Raw genomic sequence first — 17,929 nt, 5'->3', positions numbered from 1 at the left:
GGAGTCTTTATTTAATATATGTTCTGTTTAATTTTATGATTAAAACTTTATTACGATCATTACTTTATAAATTTCATTTTACGATTAGTAGAAAACTTCTTAAAAACAATTAATTTAAACTAACATTTACTCTATATTTAAATGTACTGTATAAAATTTATGGAAATATTATCAATTATCTTGTTTACCTTTATAACTTTATACAGTATATTAAAAGATACATTATTAATACATAAGGAGATCTAATATGTCGAAAAGAAAGCAATCTACTTCTGATTATCTGAATAGTATTAAAGATAAAGAAGATACAAACGCGCAAGAAAAAGAAAAATCAAGTTCTAAACGTGATCGTACGTACATATTACCTGCTAAATTTAAATCACAGACACCTAAGAAAGATAATCAAACATTTTTCGTTTCTCGTATCAATAAACCAGCGAAATATACGAAAAACTCAAACTTTTTCTCACAATTAATTTATAAGATAGGTAAAGATGATGCTTCGGGCCTTGCAGCACAATTATCATACTACTTTATGTTGTCACTATTCCCGATGTTAATCTTCTTACTATCTGTCGTATCAATTACAATTAGTAAATCTCAAGTAGACAAACTTATCAAACAAGCTCAGGCACACGCACCAGCAGATTATAAACAAAATATCGGTAGTGTGTTACATGATATATTAAACCAAGGTAGTGGTCTCGGCTTAGTAATCGGTTTAATCTTAGCATTGTGGTCTGCCTCAAACGGAATGACAGCACTAATGAATTCATTTAATGTAGCTTACGATGTTGAAGATAATAGAAACTTCGTTGTTTCTAAACTATTAAGTGTACTATTTACTTTAGCAATGGTGCTGATATTACCTATCGCATTAATTTTACCAGCATTTGGTAAACAAATTAGTGACCTATTATTTGGGCCACTTGGTTTAGATGGAGCGATAAAACCAGTATTTAGCATCATCCAAACTGTGTTACCACTTATCGTTATATTTGTTGCCTTTACCGTATTATATACATTGGCACCAAATGTAAAGATTAAACTTAAGTCAGTAATACCGGGTGCGATTTTCTCTACGATAGCGTTTTTAGTAGGAACGTTATTATTTAGTTTTTATATTTCGAACTTCTCAAATTATTCAAAAACGTACGGTAGCCTTGCCGGTGTAATTATTTTAATGTTCTGGTTATATATCACAGGCTTTATCATTATTATCGGTGCAGAAATAAATGCTATTATGCACCAACGCAAGATTGTATCTGGTAAGACACCTGAAGAACAATCTTTTGCAAAGCTTGAAGAATTTCAACGATTAAAAAAACAAAATCAACAAGGTAAAAATAGTACTTACATGACTGATGACCATGACGTAAACGACTATGTACATCATGATCACAGCCATGAAGATAAATCAACAACACAACACCGTGACTAAACCCAACTAAATAATATTTAAGTTAATAAATAAAGAGTGATTTCTATCATTTATCGATTTAGAAATCACTCTTTTTTCATAATATGAAAATCCCCAAAATATAGTCTATCTCTTTTCATATTACTGTATTAAGTTGTGTTGGAAAGCATAAATAACAGCTTGTGTTCGATCTTGGACTTCTAGTTTACTTAAGATATTACTTACATGGGTTTTAACCGTTTTGATCGTAATATGTGAGGCGCTTGCAATTTCTTGATTAGAATAACCTTTAGCAATTAATAGTAGTATCTCCATTTCACGTTCAGTTAACATTTCATATAACTCAGCACGTTTTTTCATTCTATTACGCATTTTCACGAGCACTTCTGCTTCAAAGACTGATTCACCTTCATGAGTTTTACGAATCGCTTCTGCAATATCACTCGCACTCGTTGTCTTTAAGATATAACTATCAACGCCAGAATCTAGAGCACGGTACACTTCGTTATCCTCGATATAACTTGTTAACATCAATACTTTCGTATGAGGTAAATCTTTTTTAACTTGTTCTGTCGCTTCTACCCCATCCATGTCATCCATGAGCAAATCCATTAAAATTAAATCCGGATGAAGTTCATGGGCTTTTTCAATTGCTTCTTTACCAGATTTCCCTTCCCCAACTACTTCAATATCTGGTTGCGTAGATAAATAACTTGAAATACCAATGCGAACCATCTCATGATCATCAACAAATAATACTTTAATCGGCATCTGAATCCTCCTTATTTAAAGGTGCTTTAACTTCAACTCTCGTACCTGAATCAGGTAACGATACGATATGAAAGTTTGCACCAATTTCTATCGCTCTTTCTCTCATGTTTTTAAGACCGTAACTTTGTTCAACTTTGTCATCAACATTAAAGCCTTTCCCATCATCTTGAATACGTAGCAATAAATACTTATCTTTATTAAATAGTTCAACGGTCACTTTTGTACCTTGAGAGTGTCTCAAAGTATTAGATATCGCCTCTTGCGTAATTCTGAATAAGTGATCCTCTATCCCTTTAGGAACTTCAAATTCTTCTATATCGTGTACCACTTTCATTGGCACTTTTTTCTTTAAATCAATTACTAAATCCTTTATTCCTTCTCCAAGTGACTTATCTTTTAAGCCAATTGGTCTTAAATGCAATAGTAATGCTCTCATTTCTAGTTGCGAATCTTGAATCATCTTTTCAAGTGTAGGGATTTGTTGGCTTAATGGTGGCTCAAGTTTCGTCTCTTTAATAGCTGATAACATCATGCTTGCTGCAAATAATTGTTGACTCACTGAATCATGTAATTCACGTGCAAGTCTTTGTCGTTCATCTTCTATAATTTTCTTTACTTTAACGTCATTAATATTATAAGATTCGTTTGTTAAATTTTGGGTCTTCATTCTCAGTTTGTGGACTTCTTGATTTAACGGTACTAATGTCTGATATAACTCAATCGTTTCATTGTACAGTTCGATGTTTTTATCGTTTATACCGACTGTCTGTCCTTCAATGGAACGTTCTATTTGCGTTTGTAACCAATGATTTTGTTGATTAATTTTGTAAGCTAATACTGACCCTACAATAATACATAATAATATAACTAATAAGTTAACAAATAATAATACGGGTATTCCAAAAATTTGAGTATAAAACATACCTTGGAAGTACATTATGTTAACAAAAACTTTATCGATAAAAAAGATAGCAAAAAACGTGCTATAAACTAATATTAGCATTGATCCAATTGCTCTTATATAGTGATTCATTTATAAATCACCTCAACATCACCGAGTAATGATGAAACATATATGTTAACTGCATAGTTTTCAGCTTTATTTTCTTCTTCAACTTTAATATTATTATTTTCTACTTTATAGGCTTTTTCATTCACATATGCCGTCCCATATATCGTGGAAAAATGTAATTTAATATTATAATTCAATGGTACAATAATTTGAATTTTACCTAACATGTGTCTCAATACTACAGTATTATCTTCTTTAATATTCGCTGCTTTCGTCATATCAATATGCACATGCCCTATACCATGTTGAATTTGGAGGTCTTCCCATTTATAGACATATGTAGGTGTCCTTTGTTCACCGAACCATTTTTGTTTAATAAATTCAGGTGACTCAACAGGTTCATCTGTCGCTATTACTTTCAACGGTTTAAAACGATAGATGACATAACGAATAATAAATACGATTAAGAATAAAAATAGTATAATAATCGTGTATTTATTAGATAAGAGCGTGAAAGCTATTAATAATACACCAATCCAAAATGATAATAACCCTCTAATTTTATGAAAATAAAGATACCCTACATAAACTAGTATGAGCCCAAGTAGTAAAACGAGCAAGAATCCAATTTTTTCAAAAAATATATAATAAAAATTGGCAATAATCATTAATGTCGTAAAAATAATCAACATTTCTGTTGATAAATATTTATTTGTCATGTTTCGCCACCTTTCTTCTTAAGCGACTAAACTTAATCGTTCGATTAAATCACACTCTGTTTCAATATTTACTTTCTCTTCTGCATGATACGATAAATCGGATTCGATTCGTGCATAGTCCGCTTCCATTTCATTTAATTCCTGCTTAATTTGTTCTATTTCTTCATCATTGATTGCTTGTGCACGGCTCACATGAATTTCATCTAAAACATCCATATATCTATTTTCTAATGTCACTGTTAATTGATGGATTAATTCACCTAAATAATCTTTACGTTCGATTAAGTATTTGATATACATCTCCACACTTCTTAGCTTTTTATCCAAATATTTTTGATATTCTACTAAGCTTGTGTTTATTGAATTTTTAGTCATTTTTTCTAAATATGTTGTTATATAATTCATAGAATCACCTCTTAATCGATTAGATTCTATTATAAAAAATATCCGGAACCATGCATATAGGCTCCGGAACCATCTTGAATTAGTACTTTAGACCGAAACACTTTCTAATCAATTTTAGTAGTTAATAAAGGTCCTTCTTTCGTAACAATAACAGTATGTTCAATTTGCGCTACATAGCTTTTATCTTTCGTCTCAAAAGCCCATTCATTCTTACCTTCAGAAACAAATGTTGCATTTGATGAGATAAATGGTTCGACTGCGATAACAGTACCTTCTTTTAGTAACGTTTTATCTTTCGGTTCATAATAGTTCATTACATGACTTGGTGCTTCGTGAAGTGACTGTCCTACGCCGTGACCTGTTAAATTCTTTATAACTGTTAAGTCATTTTTACGTGCTGTTGCATGAACTGCCTTACCAATCTGACTTAATTTAGAGCCTGGTTTGACTTTGAGCATTGCTGCATCAAATGCTTCTAATGCAACATCGCAAACCTTTTGTTTAATAGGCTCATCAGTTTCACCTACAACAAAAGAAATACCTGTATCAGCATAATAACCATTCTTTAAGGCAGATACATCAATATTTACTAAGTCGCCTTCTTTAATCTTACGAATGCTTGGGATGCCATGCGCAACCTCTTCATTAACACTGATACATGTTTGTCCCGGAAAGTTTTCATCATGAATAGGAGCTGAAATAGCGCCATGTTCTTCAAATAAATCTTTAGCGATATTATCTAATTCTTTTGTTGTTACTCCAGGCTTTGTTGCGGCCTGCATTTTGTCTCTAACTAGTGCACAAATATAGCCAATATCTTTTAATGCATCTAATTCTTCTTGAGTTTTTACTATCATATTATCCCGTTCCTTTTTAAAAATTAATTTCTTCCTTATTATAGCAAACTTCATTTGATATAATAAATTATATTATACGAACATAACCAGTTTAACACTTTACTTAGATGAATTACATAACTTCATAATCAAGAAGTGTTTGAATCATATTACTAGGAGTTTTTATATGAATGAACATTGGTATAAAAATATTATAGGCGCCAGAACTTTGAAGACAGGTTTAGCTACCTTTCTAACGGCTTTATTTTGCTTGTTGCTAAATCTAAATCCTATATTCGCCATTTTAACAGCTATCGTAACGATTGAACCTACAGCTAAAGCTTCAATTAAAAAAGGTTATAAAAGATTACCAGCGACGATAATTGGAGCACTATTTTCTGTGTTATTTACTTTTTTACTCGGTGATGGAAATGCATTAACTTATGCTTTAAGTGCCACTTTCACAATTGTGTTGTGTACAAAGCTCAATTTACACGTTGGAACTACTGTTGCTACGTTAACAGCTATGGCTATGATTCCTGGTATACATGAAGCATACCTCTACAATTTCTTTTCAAGATTGCTCACAGCGATGATTGGTCTTGTTACAGCAGCTTTAGTGAATTTTATCATTTTACCACCTAAATACTACGACCAAGTAAACGACAGTATTAATAAGACGGAAACAGAAATGTATCAGTTATTCAACGAACGTGTGAAACAACTTTTAATGGGTAAGTATTCAGCAAATAATGCTTATAAAAGACTTTCTGCATTAATGCGCCTTACGCAAAAAATAGAAACATTACTCACTTATCAAAAAGATGAATTAGGTTACCATAAGCATCGTGATGATGAATGGATCCAAATCAAATCGTTAACAACCCGAGCGCATACAAATCGCTTATTTATTACACATTTATCAAATATTGTTTATTTACCCAAAGATACGAATATTAAATTTACGCAAGAAGAACGTTTAGCTATTCTCTATATTGCTGAAAGTATTAGTGATATCCAGGCTACAGGCCACTTCGAACGTCAAAAAAATTCTGTCTCAGTATTAAAGAGTTCTGTTAAACAACTTGATGAATTTGATAAACATCAACTTAAGAGTCACGTTATTTATGAAATTTTATTAATATATCGCATTCTCGATCATCGATTTGCATAAAGAAAGGTCAGGACATCATGTTTACATTTAGGTTGCACTTACGGAAATTACCGCAACCACTGTACTATGCCCTGACCTTTAGTTTATTCATTTATTTATTTTTCACACGATCGATAATTACTTTTTTCGCCGCTTCTTCCTCATCGTTATTAACCTGTTGTGGCTCAAACGAAATCCCTTTTCGTTCACATGCTTTCTCTAACAAGTAATCAGTGATTTCATGATTCTTAGGTAAAATAGGCCCATGTAAATATGTCCCGAGTAAATTTTTATAATGGATGCCCTCTTTCGCATCTTGTCCATTATTACCATGGCCGTTTACAACTTTACCTAATGAACCAAATTGATGATACGTACGGCCGCCATGATTTTCAAAACCTACAATTGTTCCGAATGTTTCACTGTTAATGACGACATCACCAATCAATCGATCTTGTTGAGATTCTGTATAGAAATCTAAAATATTTAAACCTTCTAACTCTGTCCCATCTAAAGTTATATATTTGCTACCGAGAAATTGATAGCCACCACAAACGGTTAAGCCTGGCATGCCATCTTCTATAGCATCTTTCAATTTCACTTTGATTTTACTTAATTCTTTCGTGGCTAATGATTGCTCTCTGTCACTACCTCCGCCGATAAAGAATATATCACAAGCGTCAAAGGTAATACCATCTGTTACGTTGATATCTTTCACCTTCAACTCAATATTGCGTAATTTAGCTCGTTGTTTCAAGGCTAGGATATTGCCAATATCACTATATAAATTTAACTTATCCGGCAAAAAATGATAGACGGTTAGTTGGCGCATTACTTATGTTTCCCCCTAAAAGAGTAGTTTAGTTGCTCTAACATTGGTTCTAAAGATGTGTAATTAGGTATAGCAACGGTATAACAATCCTTAAAATCCATCGTTTTAGCCGTAGCTTTATGAATATCTCTTTCCAAAATGACCGGCGCTTTAATTTCTGCAAGTTTCAAGCGTAACTGTAATTCTTCTGCTCTTGTTCCTGTTACGATGATAGCCTCGAGTTGTTGGTCATTTAACTTTTCAAAATCTGCATCATAAATCCATGAAGTATCTCTACCATCAGCAGGATAGTCATTTAAGCTAATAACATAAACTTTATTATCACGTATTTGTTCTCCCACAGATAAACTAGCATTCATACCTGCTGGATTTTTAGCTAGATTAATCATTGCCTCTTTCGATTCATTACTGAAGTATTGCATGCGACCATTATCAGAGGTATATGTTTCAAATCCTTTTTTAATAGAATCATCATTTAAACCGAGCTCTCTCAACACTGAATAAGCCGCAATTGCGTTAAACGCATTGAAATCTCCTGCTAATTTCATATTATAAATTTGATTTTCGAGAGAAAACTGTATAAATGGATTTACTGTAAATTTCGATATTTCATACTTGGTAGCTTCACGTTTAAAGCCACATGAACAATAATAATGTCCTAATTGGTTATAATGAATATAATCATAATGTAAGAGCTTCCCACAATTTGGACAGTATTTACTTTCATTCATTGTACTTTGTTCAAACTCATGTGCGTGTGCTTTTAAGCCATAATAAATAACGTGTTTACTCGCAATCTTTAATCTACTAACAAAGGGGTCATCAGCATTTAAGAGTAATTTAATGCCCTTGTTTTGAATTGCTTTCGCGATATTATCTACCATGATATCTATTTCACCAAATCGATCCATTTGATCTCTAAAGAAGTTAGTAACAACCATCATCGTTGGTGTAATTTCATTTAATACGCGCGGAATAGACCCTTCATCAATTTCAATAATCGCGACTTTTGTTTCTTGTGTACCTTGTAGAATAAATGAAGAGGTAATGCCCGGCGCCATATTTGCGCCTTCGTTATTATGTATAATTTTAATTCCATTCTTTTTTAATGTGTGGCCGATTAAATTTGAAGTTGTTGTTTTACCATTGGTTCCACTAATAAATACAATTTCATCAACTTGTGTAGCTAATTTTTTTAATATATTTTTATCTATAGTTCTAGCAACTTTTCCTGGTAAATTTGTACCATTTTTCCCTAAAGCTTTACTCGTTCTCCTGGTCAATTTTGCTAATTGAATTGCGCTCCAACGTTTCATCAGTTTCCTCCCTTTTCCACTGGAAAATTATATCATTTTTAATTTATGAATTACACTAAATAAGTTGGTTGAAAAAGCGACCTCCAGATTATAATAATTATAATTTACTGAACTTTATAAATTTGCTATAATGTAGTCAATAACGAATGGAGGTTGGCTTGATTATGTTAAACAAAGATTTATTAAATGCTTTAAATGAACAAATGAACCATGAATTTTACGCTGCACACGCTTATATGGCGATGGCGGCATATTGCGACAAAGAATCATATGATGGATTTGCAAACTTCTACATTGAACAAGCTAAAGAAGAAAGATTCCATGGTCAAAAAATATATGACTATATTAATGATCGTGGCGAACACGCAATCTTTTCATCTATTTCAACTCCTAAATCTGACTTCAATAGCATCTTAGAAACATTTGAAGATGGTTTAGCCCAGGAACAAGATGTAACTAAACGTTTTTATAACTTATCAGAGTTAGCTAATAACGCAAAAGACTACGCTACAATTTCATTCTTAAATTGGTTCTTAGATGAACAAGTAGAAGAAGAATCAATGTTTGAAACACACATCGATTATTTAAAACGTATCGGTGACGATAGTAACACGCTTTATCTTTATGAAAAAGAGCTTGCTAGTCGTTCTTTCGATGAAGAATAATAAAGCCATCCAATAATATATACAATGCATTAGAGTCTGAGACAAAAATAAATGTCTCAGACTTTTTGTCAACTAAGCAATAAATGTCTGAATTGAAAATGTGCTTATATCAAGCTTTTTTAATACTAGTCATCCTTGCCGGGGTGGGACTACGAAATCTCTATTAAAAGTATTCGATTTCTGTCCCACTCCCTTATTGCCTTTATAGTGACTCAGATAACGTGTTGTCACATTTTATAAAAAATAACATGGTCATTAATTCATTTTAGCAACCATCAACACCCTACCATTCAAACTCAATGAGAAAGGAACTACATTCGATGAGTGATAATGCCTACATTGCCCTAGATTTTGAAACAGCGAATGGCAAACGCACAAGTATTTGTTCAGTCGGTATGGTTAAAGTCATTAATCATCAAATTACCGAAACATTTTATACGTTAGTTAACCCAAAAGATTATTTTTCACAACAAAATATCAACGTCCACGGCATTCATCCCGATGATGTGATACATGCTCCGACGTTTGATATCGTGTTTCCACATATGATGAACTTTATCGACGGTTTGCCTGTTGTAGCACATAATGCTGCATTTGATATGAATGTATTGCATGAAAGTATTAGAGCTATCGGTCATAAAACGCCCAATCTAGTTTATTTTTGTTCTCTTCAACTTTCTAGAAAAACAATTACAAATCATCGTTATGGGTTAAATTACATGATGGAATATTACAATTTAGACTTCAAAGGACATCATGATGCACTCAATGATGCAAAAGCATGTGCAATGATTACATACCGTTTATTAAAGCACTATAACGATTTATCTACTATGCTCAATATTTACGGTAAAAATCTACAGGACAAAGATGCATTGAAATAAATGCAATAGAGGTGTGAATTTAACTAACACAACATTTATTTTTATGTATTATCATATACAATTCAAAAATGAATTCAACATCAGTATAACAAAATGTATAACATTTTTGTTAAAAACTTTAGAATAATACGAATCATTTTAGTGACTCGTATTATTTTTTGCTAAATAGATAAACTTACAAAAATATTACATGGCTTTCATATATAATATAACCATAACCACACTTGATTTTATATTATCTCTTATGATGTTACAAATAATCATAAATAGTCATATTCACAAAAGAAACTTCTTCTAGATTGCCTACTGTAACCCCAACTAATCTAATAGGTACATCAGGATTTTTTAAATCAGTATACAATTCATATGCAATATTATAGATATCAGTTTCACTTTTTACCGGGTCTCTGAGACTCCGTTGTTTGGATAGTGTTTCATATTGAAATGTTTTAATTTTAACCGTGACAGTCTTACCTGATTTTTGAATTTTGGCTAACCTCTCTGACGTTTTACAACTTAATTCCCATATTTTTTGTAAAATTGTATCGTCATCGTTCATATCTGTAGCAAATGTACGTTCTGTCCCTACAGATTTTCTAATTCTAGTCGATTTAACAGGATTATAATCTATCCCTCTCGCTTTATTGTATAAACCATGACCTCTCTTACCGAATAATCTTATTAACTCACGTTCGCTCGTATCATATAAATCTTGACCTGTATAGATGTTATTTTCATGCATCTTTGCTTTAGATGCTTTCCCCACCCCTGGAAACCCACCTATATCAAGTCCCATTAATATTTCGTGTACATTGTTATAATCTATAACTGTAAGACCATTGGGTTTATTCATTCCACTGGCTAACTTTGCAAGAAACTTATTATATGAGACACCTGCTGAGGCAGTTAATTGTGTAGCTTCTAATATATCTCGTCTGATAAATTGAGCGATGTGAGATGCTGGTAAATCTGGTCTAACTAGATGCGTGATATCTAAGTAAGCTTCATCTAAAGATAATGGTTCAACGATATCTGTATAACTTTTAAAGATATCCATTATTTGTTGAGATGCTTCACGATATCTTTCAAAATGAGGCGTGACATAATAACCGTCTGGACATAATTTATGTGCTTGTACCATAGGCATAGCAGAGTGCACACCATATTTTCTTGCTTCATATGAGGCCGTAGACACTACGCCACGGTTACTTGCTTTACCTCCCACGATGACTGGTTTCCCTTTTAATTCTGGATTATCTCTCATTTCTACTTGAGCAAAAAAATAATCCATATCTATATGTATAATTCTACGTTCAGACATATGATTCACCCCCATCATCTCGCAACAAAGTTTATTTATTAATAAATCTTAACGAATTTAAAGTGATATTTCGTAAAAATTGCTCATATTTCATTGTATATTAGAAATGAAAAAGTTAGCTACCGCTTCTATAAATAAATTGTTGAATCATCAAGTCAACAATTATAGAAGTTGATAGCTAACTTACTACAAAGTTATCATTTTTTTATTTAAAATCGGTTTGTACTTGCATCGGAGCCTGCGTATAATACACAATTCCCTCAGTCGTATCTTCAATATATTTAACTTCACTATTGAATACGCCTTTTAAGAAGTAAAGATCGAATACGCAGTATCCTACGTGAAAGCTCATCATAAAAATAATAGATGAAAAAGCAAAGTTAGAAAACACAATAAATAAAATTAAAGTGATAATTACAAGTGGTGCTAACATAATCGTGAGGTATTGCCATTTTTTAAAATAAACATTTGGCATGTGCGTAGTAAGGAGACCGTATTGTAATTGATAGGCTGGCTTTTGTCCTTTTGATAATAAACGGAACATCATGTTATGAATAAATTCATGTATGAAATATAAAATGCTAAATCCTACAATACCATAAACTACATTTAACAAAATATTTTGTTCTATAATATGTGTATATGTATAAGCAACTTTATAAAAAATTAGAATGCACATCATAACAATTGTAAATTGTAAAAGAACAAATCTTTCAAATGCCTTTTTATTTGAAAGTAAATTAACTTTGAACATACAGCCAGCTCCTTACATCACTAAGTTACCTTCAGTATACTGCGATTAGAACCACGTTTAAAGTGACTTTATCTAAATTAATTGTTTTGTAATTGAAATTTAATAAACCAACGCTTTTTGCAATATAAAATAATATAAACCCACAACTTTAAAACTCAATTTATTACTATACAATGTTAATAACATGTAGTTGTATTAAAATTATTTTCTATCAAATTGAGCTACGGTTTCAACATGTGTCGTTTGTGGAAACATGTCGACGGGTGTAATCTGTTTAAGTTTGTATTGTTGATCTAAAATTTTTGCATCTCTTTGTTGAGTGGATGGATTACATGAAATATAAACGATTCTTTTAGGGTTGAGTTCTAAAACTGTGTTTAAGAATGTTTCATCGCATCCCTTACGTGGCGGATCAATCATCACTACATCAGGCTTGATTCCTTGAGCTTTCCATTTTAAAATAACTTCTTCTGCTTTACCACAGACAAAAGTCGTATTGTTGAATCGATTTTTAGTCGCATTATCTTGTGCGTTATCGATTGCATCTTGCACTACTTCAACACCGTAAACGTGTTTCGCTTGTTGTGCCATATAAAGACCAATCGTACCAATTCCACAATAAGTATCTAGTACAATCTCTTCACCTTGCAAATTCGCATAGTCTAAAGCACGTTGGTATAGATGTTCAGTTTGTTCTGTATTAATTTGATAAAATGACTGATCACTCATTTTAAATTCGACTTCAGATAACGTATCTTGTAGCGTATCCTTTCCAATAAACGTTACTGATTGTGGGCCCATAATCACATTTGAATGGGACGTGTTAATATTCTGTTTGATGCTAACAATTTGTGGAAACGCCTCTTGTAATCTCTCTACAAAAATATTACTTTCTTTGAATTTCTTACCATTAGTAACAAAAATTACCATGACCTCGCCAGAGTAATGTCCTGTACGAATTACAACATGTCTCATAAGCCCCTGTTTCTTTTGTTCATCATAAATACTGACATTTAATTCATTGAACCATTGTTTGACTTTATTCATAATTTCTTGATGTATTGGCGCTTGTATTAAACATTCATCCATATCAATAATCTGATGACTACGTTGACGATAAAAACCCATGATGGCTTGTTGGTCTTTATTTGTACCTACTGGAATTTGAGATTTGTTTCTGTATCGCCAAGGATTTTCCATGCCAATTGTATCGTGAATAATGACATCTTCGAAACCACCCTTTCTATGAAATAAATTTACCACTTGTTCTTTTTTCATAGCTAATTGTGCTTCGTATGTCATATGCTGCAGCTGACATCCACCGCATTTATAATAATAAACACAAGGTGGTTCAACTCGGTCCTCACTTTCTTTAAGGACATTTAATAGTTTACCTATGGCAAAATTTTTCTTAACTTTAATCACTTTGTACTCTATCTCTTCACCTATTAAAGCTTGTGGGATGAAAATAGGATAACGGTCAATTTTTATTACTCCATGTCCTTCGTGAGTAAGGTCGATGACACGACCTCGGTGTATATCATTTTTTTGTAGTGTACTCATCTTTATCCCTCCACATTAAAAGAGGTTAGGTTTCAAATCATGCTTTACCTAACCTCTACTTTATAAAATGTACGTCGTTTAAATGTATCCATAGCCATTTTTACTATCTATTAACTTTGATTTACTGTTCAATGAGTTCTTCATTGTTAATATCATCCGGCGTAAAAATTTCGATATGTTGCTTTAAATTTAAGAAATTACCAGGTAATTTTCCTCCATATTCACCATCGACATTCAATTGCATATCGTCAAATGAAGAAATATTAATAGATTGTGCTTTATGGTAATGTACTTTAGGATGCTTCGTATGTTCTCCACGGGAAGCAAGAGACATAATATGTCCTAACTCTGCTAGATTGGCTTTTTCTACTATAATTAAAGTGAAGTAACCATCATCCAATTTGGCATCCGGTACTAACTTCTCAAAGCCTCCCATTGAATTCGTTAAACCAAGTAGGAATAATAAAGCTTCTCCTTGGAATACATCATCATCGAATTCGATGCGAATATCGATTGCTTTCATTTGTGGTAGCATTTCAAAACCTTTGATGTAATATGCAAATGGTCCGACGATTGACTTTAATTTACTTGGTGTCTCATAAGATACTTGTGTAAGTTGTCCACCAGCTGCAAGATTTATGAAATATCTACTATTCATCTTCCCGATATCTACACGCGTTGTATGTCCTTCAATAATCACATCTATTGCACTCATGATATCTGTAGGTAAATGTAGGGCACGACCAAAGTCATTCACTGTACCCATAGGGATGATACCTATAGATGGTCGCTCTGGATGTTCGGCTATACCATTAATAACCTCATTTAAAGTTCCATCGCCACCAGCTGCAATTAAAACGTCATAATTATGTTCTAAACAACGTTGCGCTTCGATGGTCGCATCGCCTTCTCTTTCAGTTGCATATGCACTCGTTTCAAACCCAGCTTTTTCTAACCTTATTAACACATCTGGTAACGTCCTTTTAAATAACTCTTTACCTGATGTCGGGTTATAAATGATTCTAACACGTTTTCTCATATTTTATCCCTCGACTTTATTTACTCATTATCTATATTAAATGATTTAGCGTATTGTTAAAAGCATTTCGGTTAAACTTTGTCTGCTCATTTATTCTACATGATTTCTTCACAGATGTGTATTGATCTTAATGGATACAATTTTTGTAAATAGAAACGATGTTAATCAGGATAAGTTTTATTTTCAATTCAGCTTACCATTTATAACAGTATTATTCATTGATAACAAAAAAACGTCAATTTCTATGTAAGTTAAAATAGAAATTGACGTTTATACATAAGACAAAGTCATATTTATTAATGACTATTCTATGCATGGCCTATTTATATCAATGAAATAATTAGCGTTTATCTAACTCTTGTTTCAATAGTTTATTAACTAATTGAGGATTCGCTTGCCCTTTAGAAGCTTTCATAATTTGTCCTACTAAATAACCCATCGCTTTACCTTTACCATTTTGATAATCTTCTACAGATTGTGGGTTATTATCTAAAGCTTCGTTTACGAATTTTAATAAAGTATCTTCATCCGAAATTTGGACTAAACCTTTATCTTCCATAATTTGTTTTGCATCTCCGCCATTTTCTGCTAATTCAGGGAAGACTTTTTTAGCGATCTTACTACTCATTGTACCGTCTTCGATTAATTTAATCATACCAGCAAGGTTTTCAGGTGTTAACTGAGTATCTAATAATTCTACTTGATGTTTATTAAGATATTCATTTACTCCGCCCATTAACCAGTTAGATGTTAATTTAATGTCAGCACCTTCAGCTACTGCACCTTCAAAGAAATCAGACATTTCTTTAGTTAACGTAAGAACGTGTGCATCATATGCTGGTAATCCGTAATCATTAACATATTTTTCTTTTCTTTGGTCTGGTAATTCAGGAATCGTTTCACGCACGCGCGCTTTCCAATCTTCGTCTACATGTAGTGGAACGATATCAGGTTCTGGGAAGTATCTATAATCGTCTGAGCCTTCCTTAACACGCATTAGTGTGGTTTTACCTGTAGACTCATCAAAACGACGTGTTTCTTGTAAGATTTCTCCACCATTAAGCAATTCTTCTTCTTGGCGTTTCTCTTCGTATTCTAACCCTTTACGCACAAATGTAAATGAGTTTAAGTTTTTAAGTTCTGCTTTTGTACCAAACTCTTCTTGACCATATGGACGTAAAGAAATATTCGCATCACAACGTAATGAACCTTCTTCCATTTTACAGTCAGAAACACCTGTATATTGGATGATTGAACGTAATTTCTCTAAATAGGCGTAAGCTTCTTGTGGTGAGCGGATGTCTGGCTCTGATACAATCTCAATTAAAGGCGTGCCTTGTCTATTCAAATCAACTAAAGAATAACCTTCTTTATGTGTTGATTTACCGGCATCTTCTTCCATGTGTAAACGCGTAATACCGATACGTTTCGTTTCTCCATCAACTTCGATATCAATATATCCGTTTTCTCCGATAGGTTGATCAAATTGTGAGATTTGATATGCCTTTGGATTATCTGGATAGAAATAGTTTTTACGATCAAATTTAGATTCTGTTGCAATATCCATATTTAAAGCCATCGCAGCTCTCATAGACCAGTCCACAGCACGTCTATTTAATACTGGTAACACACCAGGATAACCTAAGTCGATTACGTTTGTGTTTGAGTTAGGCTCTGCTCCGAAATGTGCAGGTGATGGAGAGAATATTTTAGAATCTGTTTTTAACTCAACATGGACTTCAAGTCCAATTACTGTTTCAAAATGCATGGTTTCCACTCCTTATAAGTTTTCGTATTTATCATGAAAATTAAATTTAGTTTCATATTGGTAAGCAACACGATATAAAGTTTTCTCATCAAATGGTTTTCCAATAAATTGTAGACCGATTGGGCGACCGTTTGATTGGCCACAAGGAACAGAAATACCTGGTAAACCAGCTAAATTAACCGGTGTTGTTAATAGATCGTTCGCATACATCGTCAATGGATCATCGATTTCTTCACCAAGGTTAAATGCTGTTGTTGGTGTTGTAGGTCCGACAACGACATCGTAATTTTCAAATACGCGATCAAAATCGTTTTTAATAAGTGTTCTTACTTTTTGTGATTTTTTATAAAAGGCATCGTAGTAACCTGAACTTAATGCGAAAGTACCTAAGAAGATACGACGTTTAACCTCTTCACCGAAGCCTTCACTACGAGACATTTTGTAAAGTTCTTCTAGTGTCTTAGCTTGTGGTGAATGGTAACCATATCTAATACCATCAAAACGTGAAAGGTTTGATGACGCTTCTGATGATGCGATTACGTAATAAGATGGAATACCAAATTTAGTATTTGGTAATGATACTTCTTCAACGGTAGCACCTAAAGATTTTAATGTTTCAACGGCTTCTTTCACTGAAGCTTTGACTTCTTCAGAAACACCTTCACCTAAATATTCTTTTGGAAGTGCAACTTTTAAGCCGTCAATGTCTTTGCCAATATCAGCGGTAAAGTCATTTTCTTCAACTGGTGCACTTGTCATATCATTTTCGTCAACACCAGTAATTGTTTCAAGTACGAGTGCGTTATCTTTAACATTACGTGTTAATGGACCAATTTGGTCTAATGAAGATGCGAATGCTACTAAACCAAAACGTGAAACTCGTCCGTAAGTTGGTTTCATACCTACAATCCCACAATATGCAGCAGGTTGACGTATTGAACCACCTGTATCTGTACCTAAACTGAAAGGAACTAATCCTGCCGCAACGGCTGCTGCAGAACCACCTGAAGAACCACCTGGTACAGCTTTATGATCGAATGGGTTAACTGTCTTCTTGAAATAAGATGTTTCAGTTGAACCACCCATAGCAAATTCATCTAAGTTTAACTTTCCGATTAATACTGCTTGAGCATCATGAAGTTTTTGCATTACTGTTGATTCATAAATTGGAACAAAGTCTTCTAACATCTTACTTGCACAAGTAGTTTCTAGACCTTTTGTGATGATATTATCTTTGATACCCATAGGAATACCGAACAATTTACCTTCCATTTGGTCTTTTTCTTGTAATTCATCTAACTCTTGTGCTTTTTTAATGGCATTTTCTTTATCTAAAGCAAGAAATGATTTAATAGTCGGATCTGTTTCTTCAATTGCATCATAAATATCACTAACAATCTGTGATGGTTTAATTTCTTTATTTTTAATTAATTTAGTTAAATTTTCTACAGATTCGTAACGGATCGTCATC

Annotated in this window: 17 protein-coding genes; 4 read left to right on the top strand and 13 right to left on the bottom strand. The window is 32.9% G+C overall.

Translation table 11 applies throughout. The annotated features are described in order from the left end of the window. Positions 1-247 precede the first annotated feature (247 nt). Positions 248-1,441 (top strand): YihY/virulence factor BrkB family protein, encoded by a 1,194-nt coding sequence (locus tag NGI30_RS03175; RefSeq protein ID WP_251942703.1) that lies wholly within the window; start codon positions 248-250, stop codon positions 1,439-1,441. Positions 1,442-1,561: 120 nt separating this feature from the next. On the opposite strand, the gene vraR is transcribed toward NGI30_RS03175, so the two are convergent. The 5 genes from vraR to map all read right to left on the bottom strand — a co-directional run bounded on the left by vraR (position 1,562) and on the right by map (position 5,184). After that, a complete protein-coding gene (vraR, locus tag NGI30_RS03170; RefSeq protein ID WP_251518488.1) occupies positions 1,562-2,191 on the bottom strand; it encodes a response regulator transcription factor VraR in 630 nt (209 codons plus the stop codon). Then, positions 2,181-3,224 (bottom strand): sensor histidine kinase VraS, encoded by a 1,044-nt coding sequence (gene vraS / locus NGI30_RS03165; RefSeq protein ID WP_251518486.1) that lies wholly within the window; start codon positions 3,222-3,224, stop codon positions 2,181-2,183. Before vraS ends, vraR begins: the two co-directional genes overlap by 11 nt. Then, positions 3,221-3,922, bottom strand: a complete 702-nt coding sequence (gene vraT, locus NGI30_RS03160) for a cell wall-active antibiotics response protein VraT (RefSeq protein WP_251518484.1) — start codon at positions 3,920-3,922, stop codon at positions 3,221-3,223. Before vraT ends, vraS begins: the two co-directional genes overlap by 4 nt. Before the next feature lie 18 nt (positions 3,923-3,940). After that, positions 3,941-4,327 carry a hypothetical protein gene (locus NGI30_RS03155; RefSeq protein ID WP_251942701.1) on the bottom strand — a complete coding sequence of 129 codons (387 nt, stop codon included), beginning with the start codon at positions 4,325-4,327 and terminating at the stop codon, positions 3,941-3,943. Positions 4,328-4,431: 104 nt separating this feature from the next. Next, on the bottom strand, positions 4,432-5,184 hold the full coding sequence (gene map, locus NGI30_RS03150) for a type I methionyl aminopeptidase (protein ID WP_251518480.1): 753 nt from the start codon (positions 5,182-5,184) through the stop codon (positions 4,432-4,434). Positions 5,185-5,350: 166 nt separating this feature from the next. On the opposite strand from map, the gene NGI30_RS03145 reads away from it, so the two are divergent. Next, on the top strand, positions 5,351-6,337 hold the full coding sequence (locus NGI30_RS03145; RefSeq protein WP_251518478.1) for an FUSC family protein: 987 nt from the start codon (positions 5,351-5,353) through the stop codon (positions 6,335-6,337). A gap of 91 nt (positions 6,338-6,428) precedes the next feature. Here NGI30_RS03145 and gatD read toward each other — a convergent pair whose 3' ends face one another. Together gatD and murT are read right to left on the bottom strand one after the other, a co-directional pair. Continuing rightward, positions 6,429-7,148: a lipid II isoglutaminyl synthase subunit GatD gene (gene gatD, locus NGI30_RS03140; RefSeq protein ID WP_251518476.1), complete on the bottom strand. Its 720-nt coding sequence runs from the start codon at positions 7,146-7,148 to the stop codon at positions 6,429-6,431. Further along, positions 7,148-8,464: a lipid II isoglutaminyl synthase subunit MurT gene (gene murT / locus NGI30_RS03135; RefSeq protein WP_251942699.1), complete on the bottom strand. Its 1,317-nt coding sequence runs from the start codon at positions 8,462-8,464 to the stop codon at positions 7,148-7,150. Before murT ends, gatD begins: the two co-directional genes overlap by 1 nt. Positions 8,465-8,628: 164 nt before the next feature. On the opposite strand from murT, the gene ftnA reads away from it, so the two are divergent. Both ftnA and NGI30_RS03125 read left to right on the top strand, forming a co-directional pair. Continuing rightward, entirely contained in the window at positions 8,629-9,129 is a 501-nt protein-coding gene (gene ftnA, locus NGI30_RS03130; protein WP_251518472.1) for an H-type ferritin FtnA, read from the top strand. A 299-nt stretch (positions 9,130-9,428) separates the two neighbouring features. Next, positions 9,429-10,013: a 3'-5' exonuclease gene (locus tag NGI30_RS03125; RefSeq protein WP_285813487.1), complete on the top strand. Its 585-nt coding sequence runs from the start codon at positions 9,429-9,431 to the stop codon at positions 10,011-10,013. A 250-nt stretch (positions 10,014-10,263) separates the two neighbouring features. Here NGI30_RS03125 and dinB read toward each other — a convergent pair whose 3' ends face one another. The 6 genes from dinB to gatA form a co-directional block, all read right to left on the bottom strand. After that, positions 10,264-11,334: a DNA polymerase IV gene (dinB, locus tag NGI30_RS03120; protein ID WP_251942697.1), complete on the bottom strand. Its 1,071-nt coding sequence runs from the start codon at positions 11,332-11,334 to the stop codon at positions 10,264-10,266. 205 nt (positions 11,335-11,539) lie between these two features. Then, positions 11,540-12,088 (bottom strand): DUF3267 domain-containing protein, encoded by a 549-nt coding sequence (locus NGI30_RS03115; RefSeq protein WP_251518450.1) that lies wholly within the window; start codon positions 12,086-12,088, stop codon positions 11,540-11,542. A gap of 201 nt (positions 12,089-12,289) precedes the next feature. After that, positions 12,290-13,651 (bottom strand): 23S rRNA (uracil(1939)-C(5))-methyltransferase RlmD, encoded by a 1,362-nt coding sequence (rlmD, locus tag NGI30_RS03110; RefSeq protein WP_251942695.1) that lies wholly within the window; start codon positions 13,649-13,651, stop codon positions 12,290-12,292. 121 nt (positions 13,652-13,772) lie between these two features. Continuing rightward, on the bottom strand, positions 13,773-14,690 hold the full coding sequence (locus tag NGI30_RS03105; RefSeq protein ID WP_251942693.1) for a diacylglycerol kinase: 918 nt from the start codon (positions 14,688-14,690) through the stop codon (positions 13,773-13,775). A gap of 340 nt (positions 14,691-15,030) precedes the next feature. After that, entirely contained in the window at positions 15,031-16,458 is a 1,428-nt protein-coding gene (gene gatB / locus NGI30_RS03100) for an Asp-tRNA(Asn)/Glu-tRNA(Gln) amidotransferase subunit GatB (RefSeq protein WP_251942691.1), read from the bottom strand. Positions 16,459-16,470: 12 nt separating this feature from the next. Beyond that, positions 16,471-17,928 (bottom strand): Asp-tRNA(Asn)/Glu-tRNA(Gln) amidotransferase subunit GatA, encoded by a 1,458-nt coding sequence (gatA, locus tag NGI30_RS03095; RefSeq protein ID WP_251518442.1) that lies wholly within the window; start codon positions 17,926-17,928, stop codon positions 16,471-16,473. Position 17,929: the final 1 nt, after the last annotated feature.

The sequence above is a fragment of the Staphylococcus sp. Marseille-Q5304 genome (assembly GCF_943737015.1).
In the GTDB taxonomy this organism is placed as follows: Bacteria; Bacillota; Bacilli; order Staphylococcales; family Staphylococcaceae; genus Staphylococcus; species Staphylococcus hsinchuensis.
This window is presented reverse-complemented; position numbering and strand designations above follow the sequence as displayed.

What these genes read in the sequence shown, in the direction of transcription:
- NGI30_RS03175 (WP_251942703.1), top strand. Translation starts at nt 248, where the DNA reads ATGTCGAAAAGAAAGCAATCTACTTCTGATTATCTGAATAGTATTAAA.
- vraR (WP_251518488.1), bottom strand. Translation starts at nt 2,191, where the DNA reads ATGCCGATTAAAGTATTATTTGTTGATGATCATGAGATGGTTCGCATT.
- vraS (WP_251518486.1), bottom strand. Translation starts at nt 3,224, where the DNA reads ATGAATCACTATATAAGAGCAATTGGATCAATGCTAATATTAGTTTAT.
- vraT (WP_251518484.1), bottom strand. Translation starts at nt 3,922, where the DNA reads ATGACAAATAAATATTTATCAACAGAAATGTTGATTATTTTTACGACA.
- NGI30_RS03155 (WP_251942701.1), bottom strand. Translation starts at nt 4,327, where the DNA reads ATGAATTATATAACAACATATTTAGAAAAAATGACTAAAAATTCAATA.
- map (WP_251518480.1), bottom strand. Translation starts at nt 5,184, where the DNA reads ATGATAGTAAAAACTCAAGAAGAATTAGATGCATTAAAAGATATTGGC.
- NGI30_RS03145 (WP_251518478.1), top strand. Translation starts at nt 5,351, where the DNA reads ATGAATGAACATTGGTATAAAAATATTATAGGCGCCAGAACTTTGAAG.
- gatD (WP_251518476.1), bottom strand. Translation starts at nt 7,148, where the DNA reads ATGCGCCAACTAACCGTCTATCATTTTTTGCCGGATAAGTTAAATTTA.
- murT (WP_251942699.1), bottom strand. Translation starts at nt 8,464, where the DNA reads ATGAAACGTTGGAGCGCAATTCAATTAGCAAAATTGACCAGGAGAACG.
- ftnA (WP_251518472.1), top strand. Translation starts at nt 8,629, where the DNA reads ATGTTAAACAAAGATTTATTAAATGCTTTAAATGAACAAATGAACCAT.
- NGI30_RS03125 (WP_285813487.1), top strand. Translation starts at nt 9,429, where the DNA reads ATGAGAAAGGAACTACATTCGATGAGTGATAATGCCTACATTGCCCTA.
- dinB (WP_251942697.1), bottom strand. Translation starts at nt 11,334, where the DNA reads ATGTCTGAACGTAGAATTATACATATAGATATGGATTATTTTTTTGCT.
- NGI30_RS03115 (WP_251518450.1), bottom strand. Translation starts at nt 12,088, where the DNA reads ATGTTCAAAGTTAATTTACTTTCAAATAAAAAGGCATTTGAAAGATTT.
- rlmD (WP_251942695.1), bottom strand. Translation starts at nt 13,651, where the DNA reads ATGAGTACACTACAAAAAAATGATATACACCGAGGTCGTGTCATCGAC.
- NGI30_RS03105 (WP_251942693.1), bottom strand. Translation starts at nt 14,690, where the DNA reads ATGAGAAAACGTGTTAGAATCATTTATAACCCGACATCAGGTAAAGAG.
- gatB (WP_251942691.1), bottom strand. Translation starts at nt 16,458, where the DNA reads ATGCATTTTGAAACAGTAATTGGACTTGAAGTCCATGTTGAGTTAAAA.
- gatA (WP_251518442.1), bottom strand. Translation starts at nt 17,928, where the DNA reads ATGACGATCCGTTACGAATCTGTAGAAAATTTAACTAAATTAATTAAA.